The sequence below is a fragment of the Aeromicrobium sp. P2_G6 genome (assembly GCF_056403535.1).
Genome location: NZ_JBFUFH010000002.1, coordinates 388,164 through 406,446, shown reverse-complemented (window position 1 = coordinate 406,446; position 18,283 = coordinate 388,164). Strand labels below are relative to the sequence as shown.

The 18,283-nt window shown below is 68.6% G+C and carries 20 protein-coding genes; 6 read left to right on the top strand and 14 right to left on the bottom strand.

Annotated elements, in window-relative coordinates:
* Window positions 1-13: 13 nt before the first annotated feature.
* From AC1DVU_RS08485 to AC1DVU_RS08450, 8 genes are all read right to left on the bottom strand, one after another.
* On the bottom strand, window positions 14-961 hold the full coding sequence (locus tag AC1DVU_RS08485) for a PLP-dependent cysteine synthase family protein (protein ID WP_476922000.1): 948 nt from the start codon (window positions 959-961) through the stop codon (window positions 14-16).
* Window positions 962-971: 10 nt separating this feature from the next.
* Entirely contained in the window at window positions 972-1,259 is a 288-nt protein-coding gene (locus tag AC1DVU_RS08480) for a MoaD/ThiS family protein (RefSeq protein ID WP_476921999.1), read from the bottom strand.
* Entirely contained in the window at window positions 1,259-1,735 is a 477-nt protein-coding gene (locus tag AC1DVU_RS08475; protein WP_476921998.1) for a M67 family metallopeptidase, read from the bottom strand. Before AC1DVU_RS08475 ends, AC1DVU_RS08480 begins: the two co-directional genes overlap by 1 nt.
* Before the next feature lie 70 nt (window positions 1,736-1,805).
* On the bottom strand, window positions 1,806-2,666 hold the full coding sequence (locus AC1DVU_RS08470) for an ABC transporter permease (protein ID WP_476921997.1): 861 nt from the start codon (window positions 2,664-2,666) through the stop codon (window positions 1,806-1,808).
* Window positions 2,659-3,567 (bottom strand): ABC transporter ATP-binding protein, encoded by a 909-nt coding sequence (locus AC1DVU_RS08465; RefSeq protein WP_476921996.1) that lies wholly within the window; start codon window positions 3,565-3,567, stop codon window positions 2,659-2,661. The genes AC1DVU_RS08470 and AC1DVU_RS08465 overlap by 8 nt, the downstream gene beginning before the upstream one ends.
* Complete coding sequence (locus AC1DVU_RS08460) at window positions 3,564-3,812, bottom strand: SHOCT domain-containing protein (RefSeq protein WP_476921995.1); 249 nt, start codon at window positions 3,810-3,812, stop codon at window positions 3,564-3,566. Before AC1DVU_RS08460 ends, AC1DVU_RS08465 begins: the two co-directional genes overlap by 4 nt.
* A 120-nt stretch (window positions 3,813-3,932) precedes the next feature.
* On the bottom strand, window positions 3,933-4,595 hold the full coding sequence (locus AC1DVU_RS08455) for a response regulator (protein ID WP_476921994.1): 663 nt from the start codon (window positions 4,593-4,595) through the stop codon (window positions 3,933-3,935).
* Window positions 4,592-5,722, bottom strand: coding sequence for a sensor histidine kinase (locus AC1DVU_RS08450; protein ID WP_476921993.1), 1,131 nt, complete (start codon window positions 5,720-5,722; stop codon window positions 4,592-4,594). Before AC1DVU_RS08450 ends, AC1DVU_RS08455 begins: the two co-directional genes overlap by 4 nt.
* A gap of 111 nt (window positions 5,723-5,833) precedes the next feature.
* Between AC1DVU_RS08450 and AC1DVU_RS08445 the strand changes: the two genes are divergently transcribed.
* Window positions 5,834-6,427 (top strand): TetR/AcrR family transcriptional regulator, encoded by a 594-nt coding sequence (locus AC1DVU_RS08445; RefSeq protein ID WP_476921992.1) that lies wholly within the window; start codon window positions 5,834-5,836, stop codon window positions 6,425-6,427.
* A gap of 19 nt (window positions 6,428-6,446) precedes the next feature.
* Entirely contained in the window at window positions 6,447-7,340 is an 894-nt protein-coding gene (locus AC1DVU_RS08440; RefSeq protein WP_476921991.1) for an alpha/beta fold hydrolase, read from the top strand.
* Between the two features lie 4 nt (window positions 7,341-7,344).
* Here the strand turns inward: AC1DVU_RS08440 and AC1DVU_RS08435 are convergent, their stop codons facing one another.
* The 3 genes from AC1DVU_RS08435 to AC1DVU_RS08425 all read right to left on the bottom strand — a co-directional run bounded on the left by AC1DVU_RS08435 (window position 7,345) and on the right by AC1DVU_RS08425 (window position 9,405).
* Complete coding sequence (locus AC1DVU_RS08435) at window positions 7,345-7,929, bottom strand: DUF2017 domain-containing protein (RefSeq protein ID WP_476921990.1); 585 nt, start codon at window positions 7,927-7,929, stop codon at window positions 7,345-7,347.
* Window positions 7,930-8,023: 94 nt separating this feature from the next.
* Window positions 8,024-8,320 carry an ATP-dependent Clp protease adapter ClpS gene (gene clpS, locus AC1DVU_RS08430; RefSeq protein WP_159541240.1) on the bottom strand — a complete coding sequence of 99 codons (297 nt, stop codon included), beginning with the start codon at window positions 8,318-8,320 and terminating at the stop codon, window positions 8,024-8,026.
* An 89-nt stretch (window positions 8,321-8,409) separates the two neighbouring features.
* Complete coding sequence (locus AC1DVU_RS08425; protein WP_476921989.1) at window positions 8,410-9,405, bottom strand: CHAP domain-containing protein; 996 nt, start codon at window positions 9,403-9,405, stop codon at window positions 8,410-8,412.
* Between the two features lie 292 nt (window positions 9,406-9,697).
* Between AC1DVU_RS08425 and AC1DVU_RS08420 the strand changes: the two genes are divergently transcribed.
* The 4 genes from AC1DVU_RS08420 (at window position 9,698) to AC1DVU_RS08405 (ending at window position 13,672) form a co-directional block, all read left to right on the top strand.
* Window positions 9,698-11,014 (top strand): nicotinate phosphoribosyltransferase, encoded by a 1,317-nt coding sequence (locus tag AC1DVU_RS08420; RefSeq protein ID WP_476922466.1) that lies wholly within the window; start codon window positions 9,698-9,700, stop codon window positions 11,012-11,014.
* Window positions 11,011-11,568 carry an isochorismatase family protein gene (locus tag AC1DVU_RS08415; protein WP_476921988.1) on the top strand — a complete coding sequence of 186 codons (558 nt, stop codon included), beginning with the start codon at window positions 11,011-11,013 and terminating at the stop codon, window positions 11,566-11,568. Before AC1DVU_RS08420 ends, AC1DVU_RS08415 begins: the two co-directional genes overlap by 4 nt.
* A 323-nt stretch (window positions 11,569-11,891) precedes the next feature.
* Window positions 11,892-13,184, top strand: coding sequence for a GNAT family N-acetyltransferase (locus AC1DVU_RS08410; RefSeq protein ID WP_476921987.1), 1,293 nt, complete (start codon window positions 11,892-11,894; stop codon window positions 13,182-13,184).
* Between the two features lie 2 nt (window positions 13,185-13,186).
* A complete protein-coding gene (locus AC1DVU_RS08405; RefSeq protein WP_476921986.1) occupies window positions 13,187-13,672 on the top strand; it encodes an N-acetyltransferase family protein in 486 nt (161 codons plus the stop codon).
* Here AC1DVU_RS08405 and AC1DVU_RS08400 read toward each other — a convergent pair.
* The 3 genes from AC1DVU_RS08400 to AC1DVU_RS08390 all read right to left on the bottom strand — a co-directional run bounded on the left by AC1DVU_RS08400 (window position 13,669) and on the right by AC1DVU_RS08390 (window position 18,251).
* Window positions 13,669-14,694: an LLM class flavin-dependent oxidoreductase gene (locus AC1DVU_RS08400; RefSeq protein WP_476921985.1), complete on the bottom strand. Its 1,026-nt coding sequence runs from the start codon at window positions 14,692-14,694 to the stop codon at window positions 13,669-13,671. The two genes, AC1DVU_RS08405 and AC1DVU_RS08400, sit on opposite strands and share 4 nt — an antisense overlap.
* Before the next feature lie 104 nt (window positions 14,695-14,798).
* Window positions 14,799-17,309 carry a hypothetical protein gene (locus AC1DVU_RS08395; RefSeq protein ID WP_476921984.1) on the bottom strand — a complete coding sequence of 837 codons (2,511 nt, stop codon included), beginning with the start codon at window positions 17,307-17,309 and terminating at the stop codon, window positions 14,799-14,801.
* 66 nt (window positions 17,310-17,375) lie between these two features.
* Window positions 17,376-18,251 carry an oxygenase MpaB family protein gene (locus AC1DVU_RS08390; RefSeq protein ID WP_476921983.1) on the bottom strand — a complete coding sequence of 292 codons (876 nt, stop codon included), beginning with the start codon at window positions 18,249-18,251 and terminating at the stop codon, window positions 17,376-17,378.
* Between the last annotated feature and the right edge of the window lie 32 nt (window positions 18,252-18,283).

Below are 18,283 nucleotides of genomic sequence, written 5' to 3'. Positions count from 1 at the left end.
GGGGCTTGGGTCGTCAGGCCCAGAGCTGGCCGTCGAGCTTGTCCTCGGCCTCGTCGAGCGTGCCTTCGTACGCACCCGTCGAGAGGTACTTCCAGCCGCCGTCCGCGACCACGAACGCGATGTCGGCGGTCTCGCCGGCCTTGACGCACTTGGCCGCCTGGGCGAGAGCAGCGTGCAGGATGGCGCCGGTGGAGATGCCGGCGAAGATGCCTTCGGACTCGATCAGCTCTCGCACCCGGCGTACGGCGTCGCGGGGGCCGACGCTGAACCGTGAGTCGATCAGCGACCCGTCATAGAGCTCGGGGACGAAGCCCTCGTCGAGGTTGCGCAGCCCGTAGACGAGCTCTCCGTAGCGCGGCTCAGCTGCAACGATCCGCACCTCGGGCTTGTGCTCGCGGAAGAACCGGCCGACACCCATCAGGGTGCCCGTCGTGCCGAGGCCACCGACGAAGTGGGTGACCTCGGGCAGGTCGGCGAGGATCTCCGGAGCCGTGCCCTCGTAGTGCGCGTCGGCGTTGGCCGGGTTGCCGTACTGGTAGAGCATGATCCAGTCGGGGTGCTCGGCAGCGAGCCCCTTGGCCACGCGCACGGCCTCGTTGGAGCCGCCCGCCGCGGGCGACGGGATGATCTCGGCGCCCCACATCGTCAGCAGCTGCGTGCGCTCGATCGAGGTGTTCTCGGGCATGACGCAGATCAGCTTGTAGCCGCGCTGGCTCGCCACCATTGCCAGCGAGATGCCGGTGTTGCCGCTGGTCGGCTCCAGGATCGTGGCGCCGGGCGAGAGCTGACCGTCCTTCTCCGCCCGCAGGATCATGCTGAGCGCCGCGCGGTCCTTGATCGACCCGGTCGGGTTCTGGTCCTCGAGCTTGGCCCACAGGCGTACGTCCGGGGTCGGCGAGAGATTGGGGAGCCCGACCAGCGGCGTGCCGCCGACGGAGTCGATCAGGGAGTCGAAGCGCACTCTGGGTGTCCTAGAACCCGGAGACAGCGCCGCCGGCGACCGCCGGCAGGATCACCACGGTGTCGCCGTCGGCGACCGCGGTGTCGAGGCCACCGGTGAACCGGATGTCCTCGTCGTTGACGTAGATGTTGACGAAGCGGCGGGCCTCACCGTTCTCGAGCAGGCGCTCCTGGATGCCGGGGTGGTCGACCTCGAGCTTGTCGATCAGCTCGGCGACCGTCGCTCCGCTGCCTGCGACGGCACGCTCGCCATCGGTGTAGGGGCGCAGGATCGTGGGGATGCGGACCTCGATGGCCATCAGTGTTCTGCCTTCTGTTGGGGTGCTTCGGCGTCGGTGACTTCGTCGTCTTCATAACTGTCGACGACGCGAACTTCTTCCTCGGTGACCTCGCCGTCGACGATCCGGTAGGACCGGAACTCCACCGGTCCACCCTGATCGGCGCCGTCACGGGTCGACACGAGCACGTAGTGCGCTCCCGGCTCACCCGCGAGGTTGATGTCGGTGCGCGACGGATAGGCCTCGGTCGAGGTGTGCGAGTGGTAGACGACGACGGGCTCCTCGTCGCGGTCGTCCATCTCGCGGTAGAGCTTGAGCAGGTCGCCGGAGTCGAACTCGTAGAACGTCGGGGACATCGCGGCATTGAGCATCGGGATGAACCGTGCGGGCACGTCGGAGCCGATCGGCCCGGCGACGACGCCGCAGGCCTCGTCCGGGTGGTCGCGTCGCGCGTGCGCGATGATCGCGTCATGCGTGGCTCGGTCGATGGTCAGCACCAGCCGAGTTTATCGGCCCACACCGCGGCGTCTCAGCGCCGGCCATCCGCTGAGACGCCGCGATGACGGGTCAGGCGACGTCGCGCCGGCGATACGTCCACAGCGCCACGGCCAGGCACACCACGATGTAGCAGGCCACCGTGACGAGCGCGCGGCCGTCAGCGACGTCGGAGTTGATCCCCGGAGGCGTCTCGACACCCGCAGGACGCGTCGGCATCACCGCGGAGGCCAGGGACCCGGCGTTGATGCCCGGCATCACGTCGCGCAGCGGACGCAGCGCCGTGAGCACCGAGCTGGCGACACCGGCTATGAGGTTCTCGACGCCGAGCACCCAGACCACCCCGAGCCCGATCGGCAACGCGACACCGCGGAGCACGACGCCGAGCGCGCCGCCCAGGCCCGCCCACATCAGCATGATCGCGACGCCGGCGCCGTACCCGCCGAGCAGGTCGAGCGGCGAGGGGAACGTGGTCGACTCACCCTGCCCGAGCGCGATCGCGGTCGAGCTGGCTGCACCGAGGATGAACAGGACGAGCACGCCGACCGCCACCGAGACCGCGAGGGCGATGGCCTGCCCCGCCAGCACGGTCGTACGCCCGGGGCGCTGCGTAAGCATCGTCTTGACCGTGCCCCAGCCGTACTCACTGCCGAGCACCAGTGCGCCGAACACGAGCGCCAGCGCACCGGCGAACACCGGGAAGCCGCCGAGCGCGCTGGCCACGATCTGGTCGGGCAGTGTGCTGGCGAGGATCGCCTCCTTCGACGCGCCCTCGATCGGCCCCGAGCCGCCGTCACCGGCGAAGGAGAGGTACGGAACCAGGTAGCCGAAGACCTGGCTCAGCAGCACGGCCGCGGCGAGCAACGTCCAGGCGGCCGGACGGCGTACGAGCTTGAACAGCTCGGCTCGGGTGACGTCGACGACGCTAGACATGACTGGACTCCTTTGCGGTGATCTCGAAGAACACGTCCTCGAGCTGGCGGTCGACCCGGCGGACCTCGTGCACGTCGGTGCCTGCGAGGACGAGGGCGCGGGTGACCTCGCCGGTATGACGCTCGTCAACGCGCAATCGCAGCTCACTGTCGAGGGTGCGGATCGTCTGGACGTACGCCAGCTGGTCCAGCGTCGCCCGGACGACGTCGGCCGGCGTGGCCCGGATGACGAGCTCGCTGTCGCCGCGAAGCTCCTCGACCGTGCTCTCGACAACCATGCGCCCGGCGTTGATGACGCCCACGCGGTCGCAGATCTGCTGCACCTCGCCGAGCATGTGGCTCGACAGGATCACGGTGCGGCCCGAGTCGCCGAGCCTGCGAATGAGCGCCCGCATGTCGCGCATGCCCGCGGGATCCAGGCCGTTCGTGGGCTCGTCGAGCACCACGAGGTCCGGGTCCTTGAGCAGCGCGGCCGCGACGCCGAGGCGCTGCTTCATGCCGAGCGAGTACGTCGCGAACTTGTCGGAGCCACGCGAGGCCAGGTCGACCGTCTTCAGCGCCTCGGCGATCGTCGCCGACCCCGTGCCGGCATAGCGCGCGACGACCTCGAGGTTGGCCCGACCTGACAGGAAGGGGTAGAACGCCGGCCCTTCGATCATCGAGCCGACCCGCGCGAGCACCCCCGCATCGCCCGGCCGACGGCCGAGGACCGTGACGTCCCCGCTCGTCGGCCGGATGAGGCCCAGCAGCATGCGCAGCGTGGTCGTCTTCCCGGCGCCGTTGGGGCCGAGGAATCCGTAGACCTCGCCGCGCCGCACGGTCAGGCTGATCCGGTCGACGGCCGTGACCGTGTCGTACGTCTTGGTCAGGTCACGGATCTCGACGACCGTCTCGGCGCTCACTTGTCCCTCTCCCGGAGCACCGCCAGGCGCTCGCGGTACTCGGCCTCGTTGATCTCTCCGGCCGCGTAACGCTCAGCCAGCCGGGACTCCCCCGCGTACGATCCGCGGTGCCAGCGGCGACGGCCGAAGCGGCCGAATGTCGCGAAGACGATGACGATGAACGCGAGCCAGAACAGCGGGATGAGCGGCCACCACGGGCCCGGGCCGTCCCAGGCGTCGTGGGCGAGAAGCTGGGTGGACAACATGATGAAACTCCTTGAACGAGACTGAAATTGCTGACTCTTCGAGTCTCGTGAGAGCTCACCTCCGGCGAATCGGCCAGGCGGAGTCTCTTCACGTACGCCCGAGGGCGTACCGAGCGGAGCTCAGGACCACCCCGGGCGTACGAGACCGGACTCGTACGCCATCACGACGAGCTGGGCCCGGTCGCGCGCGTGCAGCTTGATCATCGCCCGGCTGACGTGCGTCTTCGCCGTCGCCGGGCTCATGAACAGCCGCGCCCCGATCTCCTCGTTGTTGAGCCCCTCGCCGACGAGGGCCACGACCTCCCGCTCGCGCTCGGTCAGTGGCTCGAGCACGGCGGGGCTCGCGGTGCTGCGGCTGCGGTCCGCGAACTCCGAGATCAGCCGGCGCGTCACACCCGGCGACAGCAACGCATCACCCGCTGCCACGGCGCGTATGCCGGCCAGCAGCTCGGCCGGCTCGGTGTCCTTGACGAGGAACCCGCTCGCACCGATCCGGATCGCCTCGAAGACATACTCATCGAGGTCGAACGTCGTGAGGATCACGACCCGGACACCCTCGAGCGCCGGGTCGGCGGTGATCCGGCGGGTGGCCTCGAGGCCGTCGATTCCGGGCATGCGGATGTCCATGAGCACGACGTCGGGTGCGTGCCGCGTGATGACCTCCAGCGCCTCGCCGCCGTTCGAGGCTTCCGCGACCACGTCGATGTCGTCCTCGGCGTCGAGCAGCGCGCGGAAGCCGGCCCGCAGCAAAGCCTGGTCATCGACGAGCACGACGCGGATCATGAGCGACTCCTCAGCGGCAGGGAGGCGTGCACGCGCGTCCCTCCGGCATGTCCGCGGCCGACCTCGATCGTCCCGCCGAGGGTTGCGGCCCGCTCGCGCATGCCGACGATGCCGGTCCCGCCTGAGTCGGCCTCGACGAATCCGCGGCCATCGTCCTCGACCGTCACGGTCAACTCCTCGGGCTCGTACGCAAGGACGATGTCGGCGTGCGTCGCGGCGGCATGGCGTACGACGTTGGTGATCGCCTCCTGGACGATCCGCAGGGCGGCGAGCTCGACCGACGATGGCAGCGGCCGTACGTCGCCCCGGATCGTCTTGCGCACCTCCAGGCCGGCATGACCGCTGCGCTCGACCAGATCGTCGAGCGACGCCAGCGTGCCGGTCGGCCGGCGGGGCGCCTGCTCGTCGACGTCGCGCAGGATGCCGACCAACGACCGGAGCTCGACGAGCGCCTCCTTGCTGGCGTCCTTGATCGCCTCGAGCGCAGTCTGTGCCTGCTCGGGCTTGCGGTCGACGATGTGCAGCGCGACGCCGGCCTGCACGTTGATCAGCGAGATGTGGTGCGCCACGACGTCGTGCAGCTCGCGGGCGATCTGGAGGCGTTCCTCGTTGGCCTGCCGGCGCGCCGACTCGGCACGCGCCTGCCGGGCGGCCGAGAACCGCTCTTGCCGGACCCGCACGACTTCGCCGAAGGCCAACACGACGAGCGACCACGCCACGACCCCGGACAGCAAGGACCACGACCACGGGTGGTCGTACATCTGCCGCTGGACCGCGAACACCGCGTCGAGCGCACCGAGCCCGAGCCACGCCGTCACGCGATGACCGCGCACCACGGTCCCCACGGTGGCGATCGCCAGGCTCGCGAACACCGGACCGTACGCGTAGTCGCGCAGCAGATAGGTCGCCGTGATGGCGACGACGAACGCAAAGACCTGCCGCGGCCAGCGAAGCAGGAGCAGCAGCGAGGCCGGACCGAGCACCGCGATCGCGATGGCGAGCGCGTCGAGCTCGCGCTGACCCGTCTGGTTGCGGCTCGCGCCGATCGTGCCCGCGACCTGGAAGAACGCCAGCGGCAGCAGTCCGAAGAGCGCAGGCCGCGGCACGGCTCTCAGGTCGACGGACATGTCCTCACGGTAGGCGAACCGCACAGGCGCGTCATCGCACCGACGGAGGATGTGGGCGTACGCCAGCGGGCGTAGTCGACAAGAAAAGAACGACCGTGCTATAACTGATGGATGTCCAAGGGTGACGAGACGCGACACGCGATCCTGACCGAGGCGACCGCAGTGGCCGCCAAGGTCGGGCTGACCGGCATGACGATCGGGCAGCTCGCGGCGCACACCGGGATGTCCAAGAGCGGCCTCTATGCGCACTTCGCGTCCAAGGAGGCCCTGCAGATCGAGATCCTGCGTCATACGCGCGAGCGGTTCGTCGACCAGGTCGTACGCCCGGCGCTGCAGACCCCGCGCGGCGTGGCTCGACTCCGGGTGCTGTTCGACGCATGGGTCACCTGGTCGGAGGCGTCCGCTGACGGCGGCTGTCTGTTCGTCGCGGCGTGCTCCGAGCTCGACGACCAGCCCGGACCCGTTCGCGACGCCCTCGTCCGCGACGAGCGTGACTGGCTCGAGATGATCGCCACCGTCGCCGGCACGGCCGTCAGCGAGGGCGAGTTCCGCGACGACCTCGACCTCGACCAGTTCGCCTACGAGGTGCACGCCCTCACGCTCGCCCACCAGCACGCCTCGCGACTGCTGCGCGACCCCAAGGCCCCCGAGCGCGTGCGTCGCGCGTTCGACTCGCTCATCACCCACGCCGGCCAGCCGGCCTGAACCCATCGAAGGAACCGTCATGGCAGTCTCATCCGCACCAAAAAGCACGATCGTTCGGCCTTCTCAGCAGCTGCTGCGGGCGTCGTTCCGGATGCTCGAGCACACACTGCCCTCCGCCGGCGCCCGATGGGCGGACCGGTGGTGGTTCAGGCTGCCGACCTCTCCTGTCGGGGACCTTCCGCACGGGAGCACGTCGTTCGAGGTCGAGGCACAAGGCAGCACCGTCCGAGGACATCGTTGGGGATCGGGCCCCGTGGTCTACCTCGTGCACGGCTGGGGCGGCAACGAGACCCAGATGGCCAAGCTGGTGCCGCCGCTGGTGGCAGCCGGGTTCACGGTCGTCACCCACGACGCACCGAGTCACGGCAGCTCCGATCCGGGTGCCGTCGCCGGCCAGAGCCACGCGGTCGAGATGGGCCGTGCCCTCGACGCCGTGGCGGCGGTCCACGGCCCGGCACACGCCGTCGTCGCGCACTCGATGGGCGGCCTCGCCACAGGGCTGACCCTCCGCTACGGCTGGCTGGGCACCGAGCGACTGGCCCTCGTCGCGCCGATGGTCCGCATCGGCGACCACCTGCCCGTCCTCCAGGCGGGACTCGGCTTCGGGCCCCGGATCCGCAAGCGCCTCGAGCAGCGGGCGTACGAGCGCGTCGGGCTTGCCGTCGACGAGGTCGACTTCGTACGCCTCGCCCAGGAGATCGAGCGGCCGGAGCTTCTGGTGATCCATGACCGCAACGATCGCTCCGCCAAGTACGCCTCCACCGTGGAGCTCGTCGACAGCTGGGAGGGCGCGCAGCTCACCACGACCGAAGGCCTTGGTCACCGGAGCATCCTCACGGACGACGCCGTCGTGCGGCAGGTCGTGGCCTTCGTCATCGCCGGTCAGCTCGACGAGCTGGAGCAGACCGCGTGAACGGTCAGTCGAGCGCGGCGATGAGGGTTTCCTGCACGTAGCCGAGCCAGTCGTAGATCTCCGACATCGCAGCGATGGCCTCGTCCTCGGACTGCGCCACGAGCAGGATGTCGTCCTCCTCCTCGATGCCGAGACGCACGGCCAATGACAGGCGTACGTCCGTCAGCGCCCGGAGCCAGGCCTGCACCTCGTCGTCGTCGAGCTCGATCTCGATCGGTTCCTCGACATCGTCGGGTGGCGTCCCGAACGTGAGGCCACCGTCGACAAGCGAGCCGATGAGGGCCTCGGCATTGGCCACCTTGGCCGACGTCAGCGAGCGCTCGGTGAACCGCCGGAACTCGCCGGCGCCCTCCTCGTCGTCGCGGTACGCATCCGGCAGCAGGCGCCAGAGGACGGGGTCCTCCGGCGGCAGCGACGGACCGCCCATGCCGAGCTGTGTCGCCAGCGGATCGGCGGTGGACTCGTCGGCACCGTTGCGATCCCGCAGCAGCTCGACGACCTGCCCCGACAGGCTCGCGAGCAGATGCGCCTCGCCGGCCTCGAACGTCGCGGTGATGCCGCCGCGGCGACGCTTCTTGAACGGCTTCACATCTCGCTCCGCTCACTGTGTCGGCGACTGCGTCGCCGCTGGGCTTCGCCCAGAAGCCCTGCCTCGCTCCGCTCGGCCGATGGTTGCGTCAGCACTAGGCGTCCTGCCGTTCCAGCGTTGCCCACAGTCCGTACTCGTGCATGGCCTGCACGTGACGCTCCATCTGCTCGCGGCTGCCGCTCGAAACCACGGCCTTGCCTTCGTGGTGCACCGCGAGCATGAGCTCGTGCGCCTTCTCCTCGGTGTAGCCGAAGTAGTTGCGAAACACATAGGCCACGTACGACATCAGGTTGACCGGGTCGTTCCAGACGATGGTGACCCAGGGATCCTCGAGCTCGACGATCTCATCAACGTCGGGCTCCGCGATCTCAACGGGCGACGGTGTGGACATACAGCCATTGTGTCGCAGGCACCTGACGAGGCGAAACGGGTCTGCTCAACCCAGTGGTTGCCCGCCTCTTCGATGCCTGACGATCACGATCAGCTGACCGTCACCGTGACCTGCGCACTACTCGCCAGATAGGTGGTGGACCCGCGGTAGCGCGCCTGGATCGCGTGGGTGCCCTTGACCTGCTTGGGGAGCGACAGCGTGAAGGTGTGCGTCCCTCCTGCTGCGACCGTGACGGACGTGAGCAGAGTTGTCCCTCGCGTGATGTCCAGCTTGCCGCTCGCTGCACTGGGCGCGACGGTGACGGTGATCTTCGGCACCGTGGCAGCGGTGATCGTGGGGTCGACCATCGCAGCGGTCGTGGTCGAGGCGCTGCGGATGGTCACCGGGCGCGACCCGAGCAGGACGTCGCTGCCCGCCGTGAGCAGCGTGTTGAGCGCGTAGAGGTACATCGTCGTCGGACCGCGGGTCTTGACGGTCTTGATGCGGTGGAACGTGAAGTACGGACTTGTGAAGCTGAAGGTCTCGACACCCGGAGTCCCACGCGGGCCGCCGAGCGTCACCAGATAGCCAGGTTCGAGGAGAGCGTTGTCGGGATCGGCGGACGTTGCCCAGAAGTCGATCTGCCCGGCCACGGTCGAGGTCACCGAGGTGAAGACACCCTGAGGAGTGCCGTTCGACGGTGGATAGTGGATGAAGGCTGAGGGCCAGCCGGTCCCCGGTGTGAGTTGTCGCCAGTCGAAGTCGCCTCCCAGACTGTCCTCGGAGACCAGGATCGATCCGTCGGACATGACCTGCTCAACGTAGGCGACGTGCCCGGTGGGCGAGCCAGGCACACCGGCGGGCCACCAGGCAATGGCACCCACTGCCGGAACGTTGTTGACCGGCACCCCCCAGGCTCGTGCTGCGTCTGCCCAGGTCGCAGCCCCGGCCGTGCCAGGGGGCCTGGCGACCATGCGACCGCCGTGAGTCAGTCGGTAGGCGATGTAGTTCGTGCAGTTGTGCCCTGTCACTTGATTCCAATACGGCAGGATCGAGACGGCCGTGTAGCCGCCATCGCTCCGGCCGGCCAGAAGACAGGCGAGCATCCCTGTGCACAACCTGGTCGACCCGGCCTGCGCCGCTGGAGCCAGCGTGAGTGTGGCGACGAAAAATATCGAGCTGAGAAAGATCCCGAGAACCCGACGAATGAATCGTTGTGAATTGTTCATCTTTCTACCCCCAGATTGCCTCTGCCCACCCCTTGGACGTTTGGCACCTGTTTCCGACGATAAATCGACTTTGGACAGGTTGTTCCGTAAACCGGTGTGACAATTTCTCGTGCTCGAGGACGGCCCTCCCGCAGCTGTTGGGGCTGCCACGGGCGCGCTGGGTTCTACGCTGGACACCGTGAACGCGAATGCCAGCACGGCGCTGCTGACCGACCGCTACGAGCTCACGATGCTGCAAGCGACGCTGCGGGACGGCACGGCGCAGCGGCGCTCGGTGTTCGAGCTGTTCGCGCGCAGGTTGCCCGAGGGTCGTCGCTACGGCGTGGTCGCCGGCGTCGGACGCCTCCTTGATACGCTCGACGACTTCCGCTTCGAGCAGGCCGAGCTCGACTGGCTCCGCGAGGCGAACGTGGTCGACGCCGACACGATCGAGTGGCTCGCCGACTACCGGTTCACCGGCACGGTCTGGGGCTACCCCGACGGCGAGCTCTACTTCCCCCAGTCCCCCGTGCTGATCGTCGAGGGAACGTTCGCCGAGTGCGTCATCCTCGAGACGGTGTTCCTCTCGATCCTCAACCACGACTCCGCGATTGCCTCGGCGGCGGCCCGGATGATCTCGGCGGCCGGCGACCGGCCGTGCATCGAGATGGGCTCTCGCCGTACGCACGAGGCATCAGCCGTCGCCGCGGCGCGCTCGGCCTACATCGCCGGATTCGCCGCCACCTCCAACCTCGAGGCCGGGCGTACGTACGGGATTCCCACGACGGGCACCAGCGCGCACTCCTTCACGCTGCTGCACGACACCGAGCGCGCCGCCTTCGAGGCTCAGGTCCGGGCGCTCGGCCCCGGCACGACGCTGCTGGTCGACACGTATGACATCCCCGAGGCGATCCGCACAGCGGTCGACGTCGCAGGTCCCGAGCTGGGCGGCGTACGCCTCGACTCCGGCGACCTCGTCGCGCTGGCGGCAGAGGTGCGCAAGCAGCTCGACGAGCTCGGTGCGACGTCGACTCGGATCACCGTGACCAGCGACCTCGACGAGTACGCCATCGCGGCGCTGGCCGCTGCCCCGGTCGACGGGTACGGCGTCGGCACCGCACTCGTGACGGGATCCGGAGCGCCGACGAGCGGTTTCGTCTACAAGCTCGTGGCACGCGCCGACGACGACGGAGAGCTGGTCCCGGTCGCAAAGAAGAGCAAGGACAAGATCTCGGTCGGCGGCCGCAAGTCCGCACTGCGTCGCCGCGACACCGACGGCACGGCGCAGGCCGAGGTCATCGGCATCGGCCTCGAGCCGGCTGATGACGGCGACGACCGGAGGCTGCTGGTCGAGCTCGTACGCGACGGCGCCCGCGTGCACAAGGAAACCCTCGACGACGCCCGCGAGCGGCTCCGCGCCTCGCTCGCCGAGCTGCCGCAGTCGGCGATGCAGCTGTTGCGCGGCGAGCCGGCCATCGACACCGTCTACGAGGAGACCACAGCATGACAACCGCACTGATCGTCGTCGACGTGCAGAACGACTTCTGCGAGGGCGGCTCGCTCGCCGTTGCGGGAGGCGCGCAGGTCGCCACGGACGTGGCCGACTTGCTGGCCGCCAGGACGTACGCCACGGTCGTCGCAACCCGCGACCACCACATCGATCCGGGCGCACACTTCTCGGACACGCCCGACTTCGTCGACTCCTGGCCGCGGCACTGCGTGGTCGGCACGTCGGGCGAGGAGTTCCACCCGCCGCTCGAGCCGGCCATGTTCGACGAGATCTTCTACAAGGGCGAGTACGCCGCTGCCTACTCCGGTTTCGAAGGCGCCTCGGCGGACGGCGTGGGCCTCGCCGCCTGGCTCCGCGATGCTGGCATCGACGCGGTGGACGTGTGCGGCATCGCGACGGACTACTGCGTACGGGCGACCGCTCTCGACGCCGCACGCGAGGGCTTCTCGGTGCGGGTCATCGAGGGCCTCACCGCTGCCGTGTCGCCGGCCAACCTGCCCGAGGTGCACCGCGACTGGGCGGCGGCCGGCGTGACCGTCAGCGACGCGTGACTTCACCGGGGAAACCGTCACTCCTCCATGCAGATCTGCCCGGAGAAGTGACGGTTTACCAGGAGAACGTGGTAAACCGCCAAGCCGAGCGACGCGTGACTCACTGACGGAGCGGCACGACGATCGCCGCGACCGAACCGGCGATGACACCGGCGAGCGTCGGCACGGTGAGGGAACGCAGGAGCAGGGACCAGCGCGATGGCAGCGTGACGTCTGACATGCTTCGACGATCTCGCGCCGTGTTCACGAGCGGATGACATCCGGGTGAACATCGCAGGATCGGCCGGCGTCAGCTTGTCTGGCGGCACGGATAGCCTGAGGCAATGGGCACCGACCACCTCCACCTGCCGGTCGACTCCACGTCACGCGAGCGGCTCGCGGCCGACGGACTGCGACTCGAGCTGCTCGACAACTCCGACAAGCAGGCGTACGCCGCGTGGTCCCGCGCTGAGTCGCGGGGTTTCCACAACGGCGTGGAGACCGAGGAGGCGATCGAGCAGCGCCGCGGCTACGTCGCAGGGCGCCGGACGACCGGGGTGTTCGACGACTCGGTCGCAGTCCCGGAGGAGCCGGTCGCGACCACCGAGGTGTGGCCGGCCGATCTCACCGTCCCGGGCGGACGTTCCGTGCCGTCATGGGCCATCAGCGGCGTCACCGTGGCGCCCACGCACCGTCGGCGCGGAGTCGCTCGGGCACTCCTCGAGGCCGAGCTCCGCACCGCGCAGGCATACGGCGCCCCGATTGCCACGCTGACCGTGTCGGAGTCGACGATCTACGGTCGGTTCGGCTTCGCACCGGCAGCACTGGCCCGCGACCTCACGATCGACACGCGCCGTGCCAGGTGGACCGGACCAGAGCCTGACGGTCGCGTCCATTTCGTCTCCGGGCGACAGTTGCTCGAGGACGGGCTCGCCCTCGTCGAGCGCGTACGCCTCGCAACCCCGGGACAGATCGCCTACGACGGCATCCTCTGGGATCGCCAGCTCGGGCTCATGCTCGGCGACGAGGACGCCAAGAAGCAGCGCTTCGTCCGCTACGACGACGCCACCGGCCAGCTGCAGGGATTCGCCAGCTACAAGCTCACCGAGAACCCCGACGACTTCACCCAGCACCGGCTCGACCTGCTGCACCTCGTGACGGCAACCGATGACGCGTATGCCGCGCTGTGGCGCTTCGTGCTCGAGATGGACCTCGTGTCCGAGGTCAAGGCGCACCTGAGGCCGGTCGACGAGCCGGTGCGCTGGATGGTGTCTGACTTCCGCTCGGTCAGGGTCGCGGAGCTCGATCACCTCTGGATCCGCATCCTCGACGTCCCGGCTGCCCTTCAGGCACGCACCTATGCGGCACCCGGTCGCCTGGTCCTCGGCGTGACGGATCCATTCGGAGCCTGCGATGGATCGTGGGCACTCGAGGTAGATCCGTCTGGCAACGCGATCGTCACGGCGACAGACGAGCCGTCGGACGTGTCGATGACGGTCGAAGAGCTCGCCGCGGTCTACCTCGGCGGCATCTCACCGCTCATGCTGGCCGCGGCCGGACGGGTGAGCGGCAAGGCGGCCGAGCTCGAGGCGATGTTCCGCTCCCCGATCGCCCCGTTCCTCAGCATCTGGTTCTGAGCGTGCAGATCCGAGACTTCGAGGACGACGACTGGTCACAGGTGTGGCCGATCGTTCGCGAGGTCGTACGTGCGGGCGACACCTTCACCTACGACCCCGAGATGACAGTCGAGCAGGCGCACGACGTCTGGGTCCAGCGTTCTCCGGGCCGCACGGTCGTCGCGCTTGAGGCCGACACGATCCTCGGCACGGCGCACATGAACACCAACCGGCCGGGTCCTGGGGCACATGTAGCGACGGCCAGCTTCATGGTCGCCGCCGAGGCGCGGGGCCGCGGCATCGGCGGCGCGCTGGTTCGTGACGCGCTCGACTGGGCTCGAGGTCGCGGCTACGGCGGCATGCAGTTCAACGCCGTCGCGGCTTCCAACAGCTCAGCCGTCGACCTCTACGAGCGCCACGGCTTCGTCGTCGTCGGCACGGTCCCGGGAGCGTTCGACCACCCGACGCAGGGTCGCGTCGGGCTGCACGTCATGTACATCGAGCTCTAGAGCAGCTCTTTCGCCAGCAGCTCCAGCGTCTGCTCGCGACCCGGTGCCGTACGCGCATCGGTGCCGCGCCTGGCTGACGCGACGGGATTGACCATGACCTCGTCGACGCCGAACTGGAAGGCCAGCTCCTGGATCTGGTCCGCAGCCTGCTCCGGCGTGCCGACGACAGCTCGCGCCAGCCCGGAGCTGATCATCGCCTCGACCTGAGGAGGCAGCTCCATCGCCTGGGCGTCCTCGACGAGGTCAAGCGCCGTGAGCGGCTGACCCGTGCGAAGCCGCGCCATCATCTGCAGGTTGGGCAGCATCAACGCAGCCGCCTCCCGCTCGGTCTCCGCCACGGAGGCGTTGACCGTCAGGAATGTGACCGGCTCCGGCGTCAGGTCGCTGGGCTGGAACTCTGAGCGGTAGACCTGCAGCGCCTCGGCCGTGCCCTGGCCGGAGAAGTGGTGCGCGAAGACGTAGGGAAGGCCCTTGGCCGCAGCGAGGTGCGCCGAGTACATCGACGATCCGAGCAGCCACATCCGCGGCTCCGTCGACGCGGCCGGTGTGGCCTTGAGGACGTAGTTCTGCCGCGGCACCGCGACGCGTACGCCGTCGGCGCCCATCAGCGCGACGACGTCGTCGAGGTACTGCGGGAAGTTCTCGATGTCGGTGTCATCGCGCCCGGCAGCGCCGCGCAGCGCCATCGACGTCACAGGGTCGGAGCCAGGTGCTCGGCCGATGCCGAGGTCGATGCGGCCGGGGTTGGCCGCCTCGAGCAGCGCGAACTGCTCGGCAACCGCGAGCGGAGCATGGTTCGGCAGCATGACACCGCCGGAGCCCAGCCTGATCGACGTGGTCTGCGCGCCGAGCATCGCAATCAGGACCGGCGGTGAGGTCGCGGCGACCGCTGGCATGTTGTGGTGCTCCGCGACCCAGTAACGGGTGAAGCCGAGCCGATCGGCGACCTGTGCCAGCGACACGGTGGCGGCGAGCGCGTCACCCGTCGACTGGTCGGAGCGAACGGGGACAAGGTCCAGCACGGAAAGTCTCACACCAGTGCCAACGCGCGACCCCCACCGATGCTTCCCCAACCCCCGGTGGTTGAGGTGCGGAGCGAAGCGGAGCCTCGAAACCAGGTGGTTTCTCAGCTGATCTTGACGACCTTGCCGGATGAGCCGAACGTCACGGTGCGGGTGACGGTCGTGCCTGCGTTGGTGCGACTGCAATAGCTGAACTTGGTCGCCAGTCGGGTGTGCGGCTGGCCGGCCTTGAGGAGTACGTCCTGCACCGCGGTGCCGAGCGGGATGCCCTTGATGACGCTCTCGTTCTTGATCACCTCGGGATCGCGGCACGCATCGTTCGTGACTCCGACGGCACGCTCCCACATCTCGAGGTACGCCTCGGAGCCGCGCGCCATGTCATCGACGATCGCCTGTCCGGCCTGCTTGCGGAGATCCTCGATCCAGTCCGGGTAGAGGCCGTAGTGCGAGACACCGTCGACGTTGATGTCGTACGTGCGCTGGCCGCTGATCTGCTTGTCGATCGTGATGCCGCCGAGACCCGTGAAGGGATACGTCACCTTGTTGGCCACGTCCGCACCACGCGGGTTGCCCTGCGCGCCGAGGCCGTTGATGTCCGCGCCGAAGCCGAAGCCGAAGTAGTAGCGCGGGTCCGCCCACGTCAGGTGCTTTTGCCACTTCTCGACGAACCCCGAGCTGTCGCCCGCGTATGGCGCCACGACCCCGCCGGCCCGGTAGATCCGCGGGTACGCGTCGGGCGTCGACCACGAGTGACTCGAGACGACACCGGAATACCCGAGCTTCTCGGTCAGGTCGAGCGACGACTTGCGGGCCGCGACGCTCATGTGATCAGGATCGAAGATCATCTTGCGCTTGGCCAGCTCCTCGATCGTGTGGTCGCCGAGCGTCGTGAGCCCGCGCGCGTTGCAGTGCGGACCAGCGGCATACAGCGGGAGCTTGATCGGCAGGTAGAGCCCCGCGATCGCGCCGAACAGCGCGTCCTGCTCCGGGGCCACCGTCGGCATTGCGAGCTGGTCCTTGTCATGCACCTCCGGATCGCTGCCGTCCGGGCACGTCCGCATGTCCCAGAACGACCCGGTCTCGAGGAAGTTGGCCGCATTGATCAAGGGCGCAGCCGAGCCGGTGTCTCCGGCGACGCCCGACAGCGCGTTGTCGAACTTGTTGACGAGCTCCATCTGCCGCACGCCGAGCGCATGCACCTCGTCGAGCTGCTTGTCGATCGACTCCGCCGTGCACTGCGCTATGCCGAGCTTGCTCGAGCAGCCGAACGGCACGCTGGTCTCGATGCCCATGACGACCGCGAGCTTGCCCTGGTTGATGACCTGGCGCGCCTGGAACGGGTCCGTCACGATGCGGTACCAGCCCTTGCCGGGCCCACCGCTCTGCGCGTCGACGTAGCGCTCGAGCTTGCGCATGTCAGCCGCCTGGAGGCGGATCGAGTCCATGTCGTTGCACGAGTTGCGCTTGAGCGGGTAGAGCGTGCAGAGCTGGTTGTTCTCCACCAGCAGGTTGACCAGGATGCGCTGGCCGCCTCGCCAGGACCGCTCGAGCCACTTGTAGTACGTACCCTCGTGCGTCAGCGAGTCCGGCGCCGGCCAGTCCTTGAACGTCGGCCAGCCGACCGTGTCGTGCGGCTCGATCGTGCCGCCCTTGAGGAAGTTCTCGAGCACCGCGCCGCTGCCGCCCGTGAGCTCGTGGTCGGGGCAGTCCTTGAGCGCGTACGCCACGCCGTACGGGTGCCACGGGCGACCGCAGTGCACGTCGCCGCCCAGGAACTCGAACGCCATGCCGTGCGTGTGCGCATCCAGGTAGCCGCGCACCTCCTGGTAGGACGTCGTGCCGCCGAATGGGTTGCCGGTGACGTTGACGTCGACCTCAGGCCAGGACGCACAGCGTGTCGTCAGTCGGAGGTTGAACGGCGCGGCTGCCCCGTTGACGAGCGCGCCTGTTGCCGACGTGCCGAGCGAGAGCTTCTTGGCCGGGAGCGTGAAGGTGAACGTCGAGCCGGACTTGGTCACGGTCCAGTCCGCCATCGTGCTGGGGCCGGCGTGCGGGCTGGGCCTCAGCAGGAGGTTCGCGCCGAGGAACGTCTGGTCGGGGCCGTAGAGCAGGTAGGTGCCGAGGTCGGTCGCCTGGAAGTGGAACGGCAGGGCACCGGTCAGTGCCGTGCCGTTCGCCGCGTAGCCGCCGCCGTCGCGGACGACCCACTTGCCGGTGGTCGCGGACTGCAGGGCGTAGCAGCCGCCGGCCATGGCGTAGCGGTCCTGTGGCACGGTGGCGCGAGCGGCCGGCGAGGCCGTGGGCACGAGCGTCGGATCCGGCTCGCTGCGCTGCGCCACGACGCTGCTGGAGTGCGCGATGGCCTGGGTGAACGTCGTCGGGTCAGCCGTGTCGGCCGACTGCGGGGCCCGCGAGATCGCGTTCTTGGTCGCCGGGTCGTTATGGGTGTGCGGCTTGGACTCGTCGACCGGTGCCGCCGCTGCGCTCGGGGCCGACTGGTCGTGGAACCGTTGGGTCCACGAGGCGTATGCCGGGAACGTGCCCATCGTGACGGCGATCGTGGTGACCGCGATCGTGATGGGCCAGAAATGACGGTGGCGTGAGACCGGCCGCATGGAGCCTCCCAAGTTACTTGAGAGTCACAACGAGACGTACGTCACGAAGTCACGCGATCGTCCAGGTTATGCGGAGCCGTCGACCATCTCCGGCATCGTCGCCGGGAACGTGCCGAGTCGCTCGACCATGAATCCCCCGGGATAGGTCTTGATGCGCTTGAGGTCCTTGGCATAGCGGGGCTTGTGGCGCGGCGGCATGAACCGTACGAAGCGGCCGCGCAACCGCAGGCCCCCACGAGCCAATGCCACGGTGAGGCGGGACGGCTTCTCGAACCCGAACGCCGCCAGCAACGCGTCGTCCATCAGCGCCCGGCTGAACACCTCGACGGGCCTGGCCAGGATGCGTGGGTAGAACGACACCAGCAGCTCGAGAGTCGCATCGGCGACCGCCCGGGTCTTGGGGTCTGGCGTGAAGTGCTGAGCCTCGTACGCATCCATGAGCGCCTCGAACCCGGCGAGGTCGTGCGGGATGTTCTTGATGCCCATCAAGGCGCCGAGCCGCTGGTAGTAGCGCACGGACGCGGCAATCTCGTTCTCGGTGGTCCTGCGCCAGCCATAGTCACGGAGCCAGCGGTGCGGCACCACGACGAACGTCGCGAGGACATAGCGGAGGTCGTCGTTGGAGATGTCGTAGCTGCCGTGCATCTGGTTCATGCGGCGTACGGCTGCGCGGCCACCCTGTGACTCGACGCCGTCGACCAGCATCGACTCCAGCACGAGGGCGGTGTCGTCGTGCCGCTTCTGGGTGCGTTCGATGAACTCGCCGGTGTCGAACAACAGTCGGCCGATCGACGGGACGGCATACGTCCGGAACAACGCGAAGCTCAGCGCCTGCTGGTAGTCCCACGGGAACTCGTAGTAGAACGCGATCCGCGAGATCTCCTCGTACTGCGTCTCCGGAACGAGCTCGGCGATCTTGCGCTGCCAGTGGTCCCGTCGCATGGACCGACGCTACCTTGACAGCGCCACTGTCA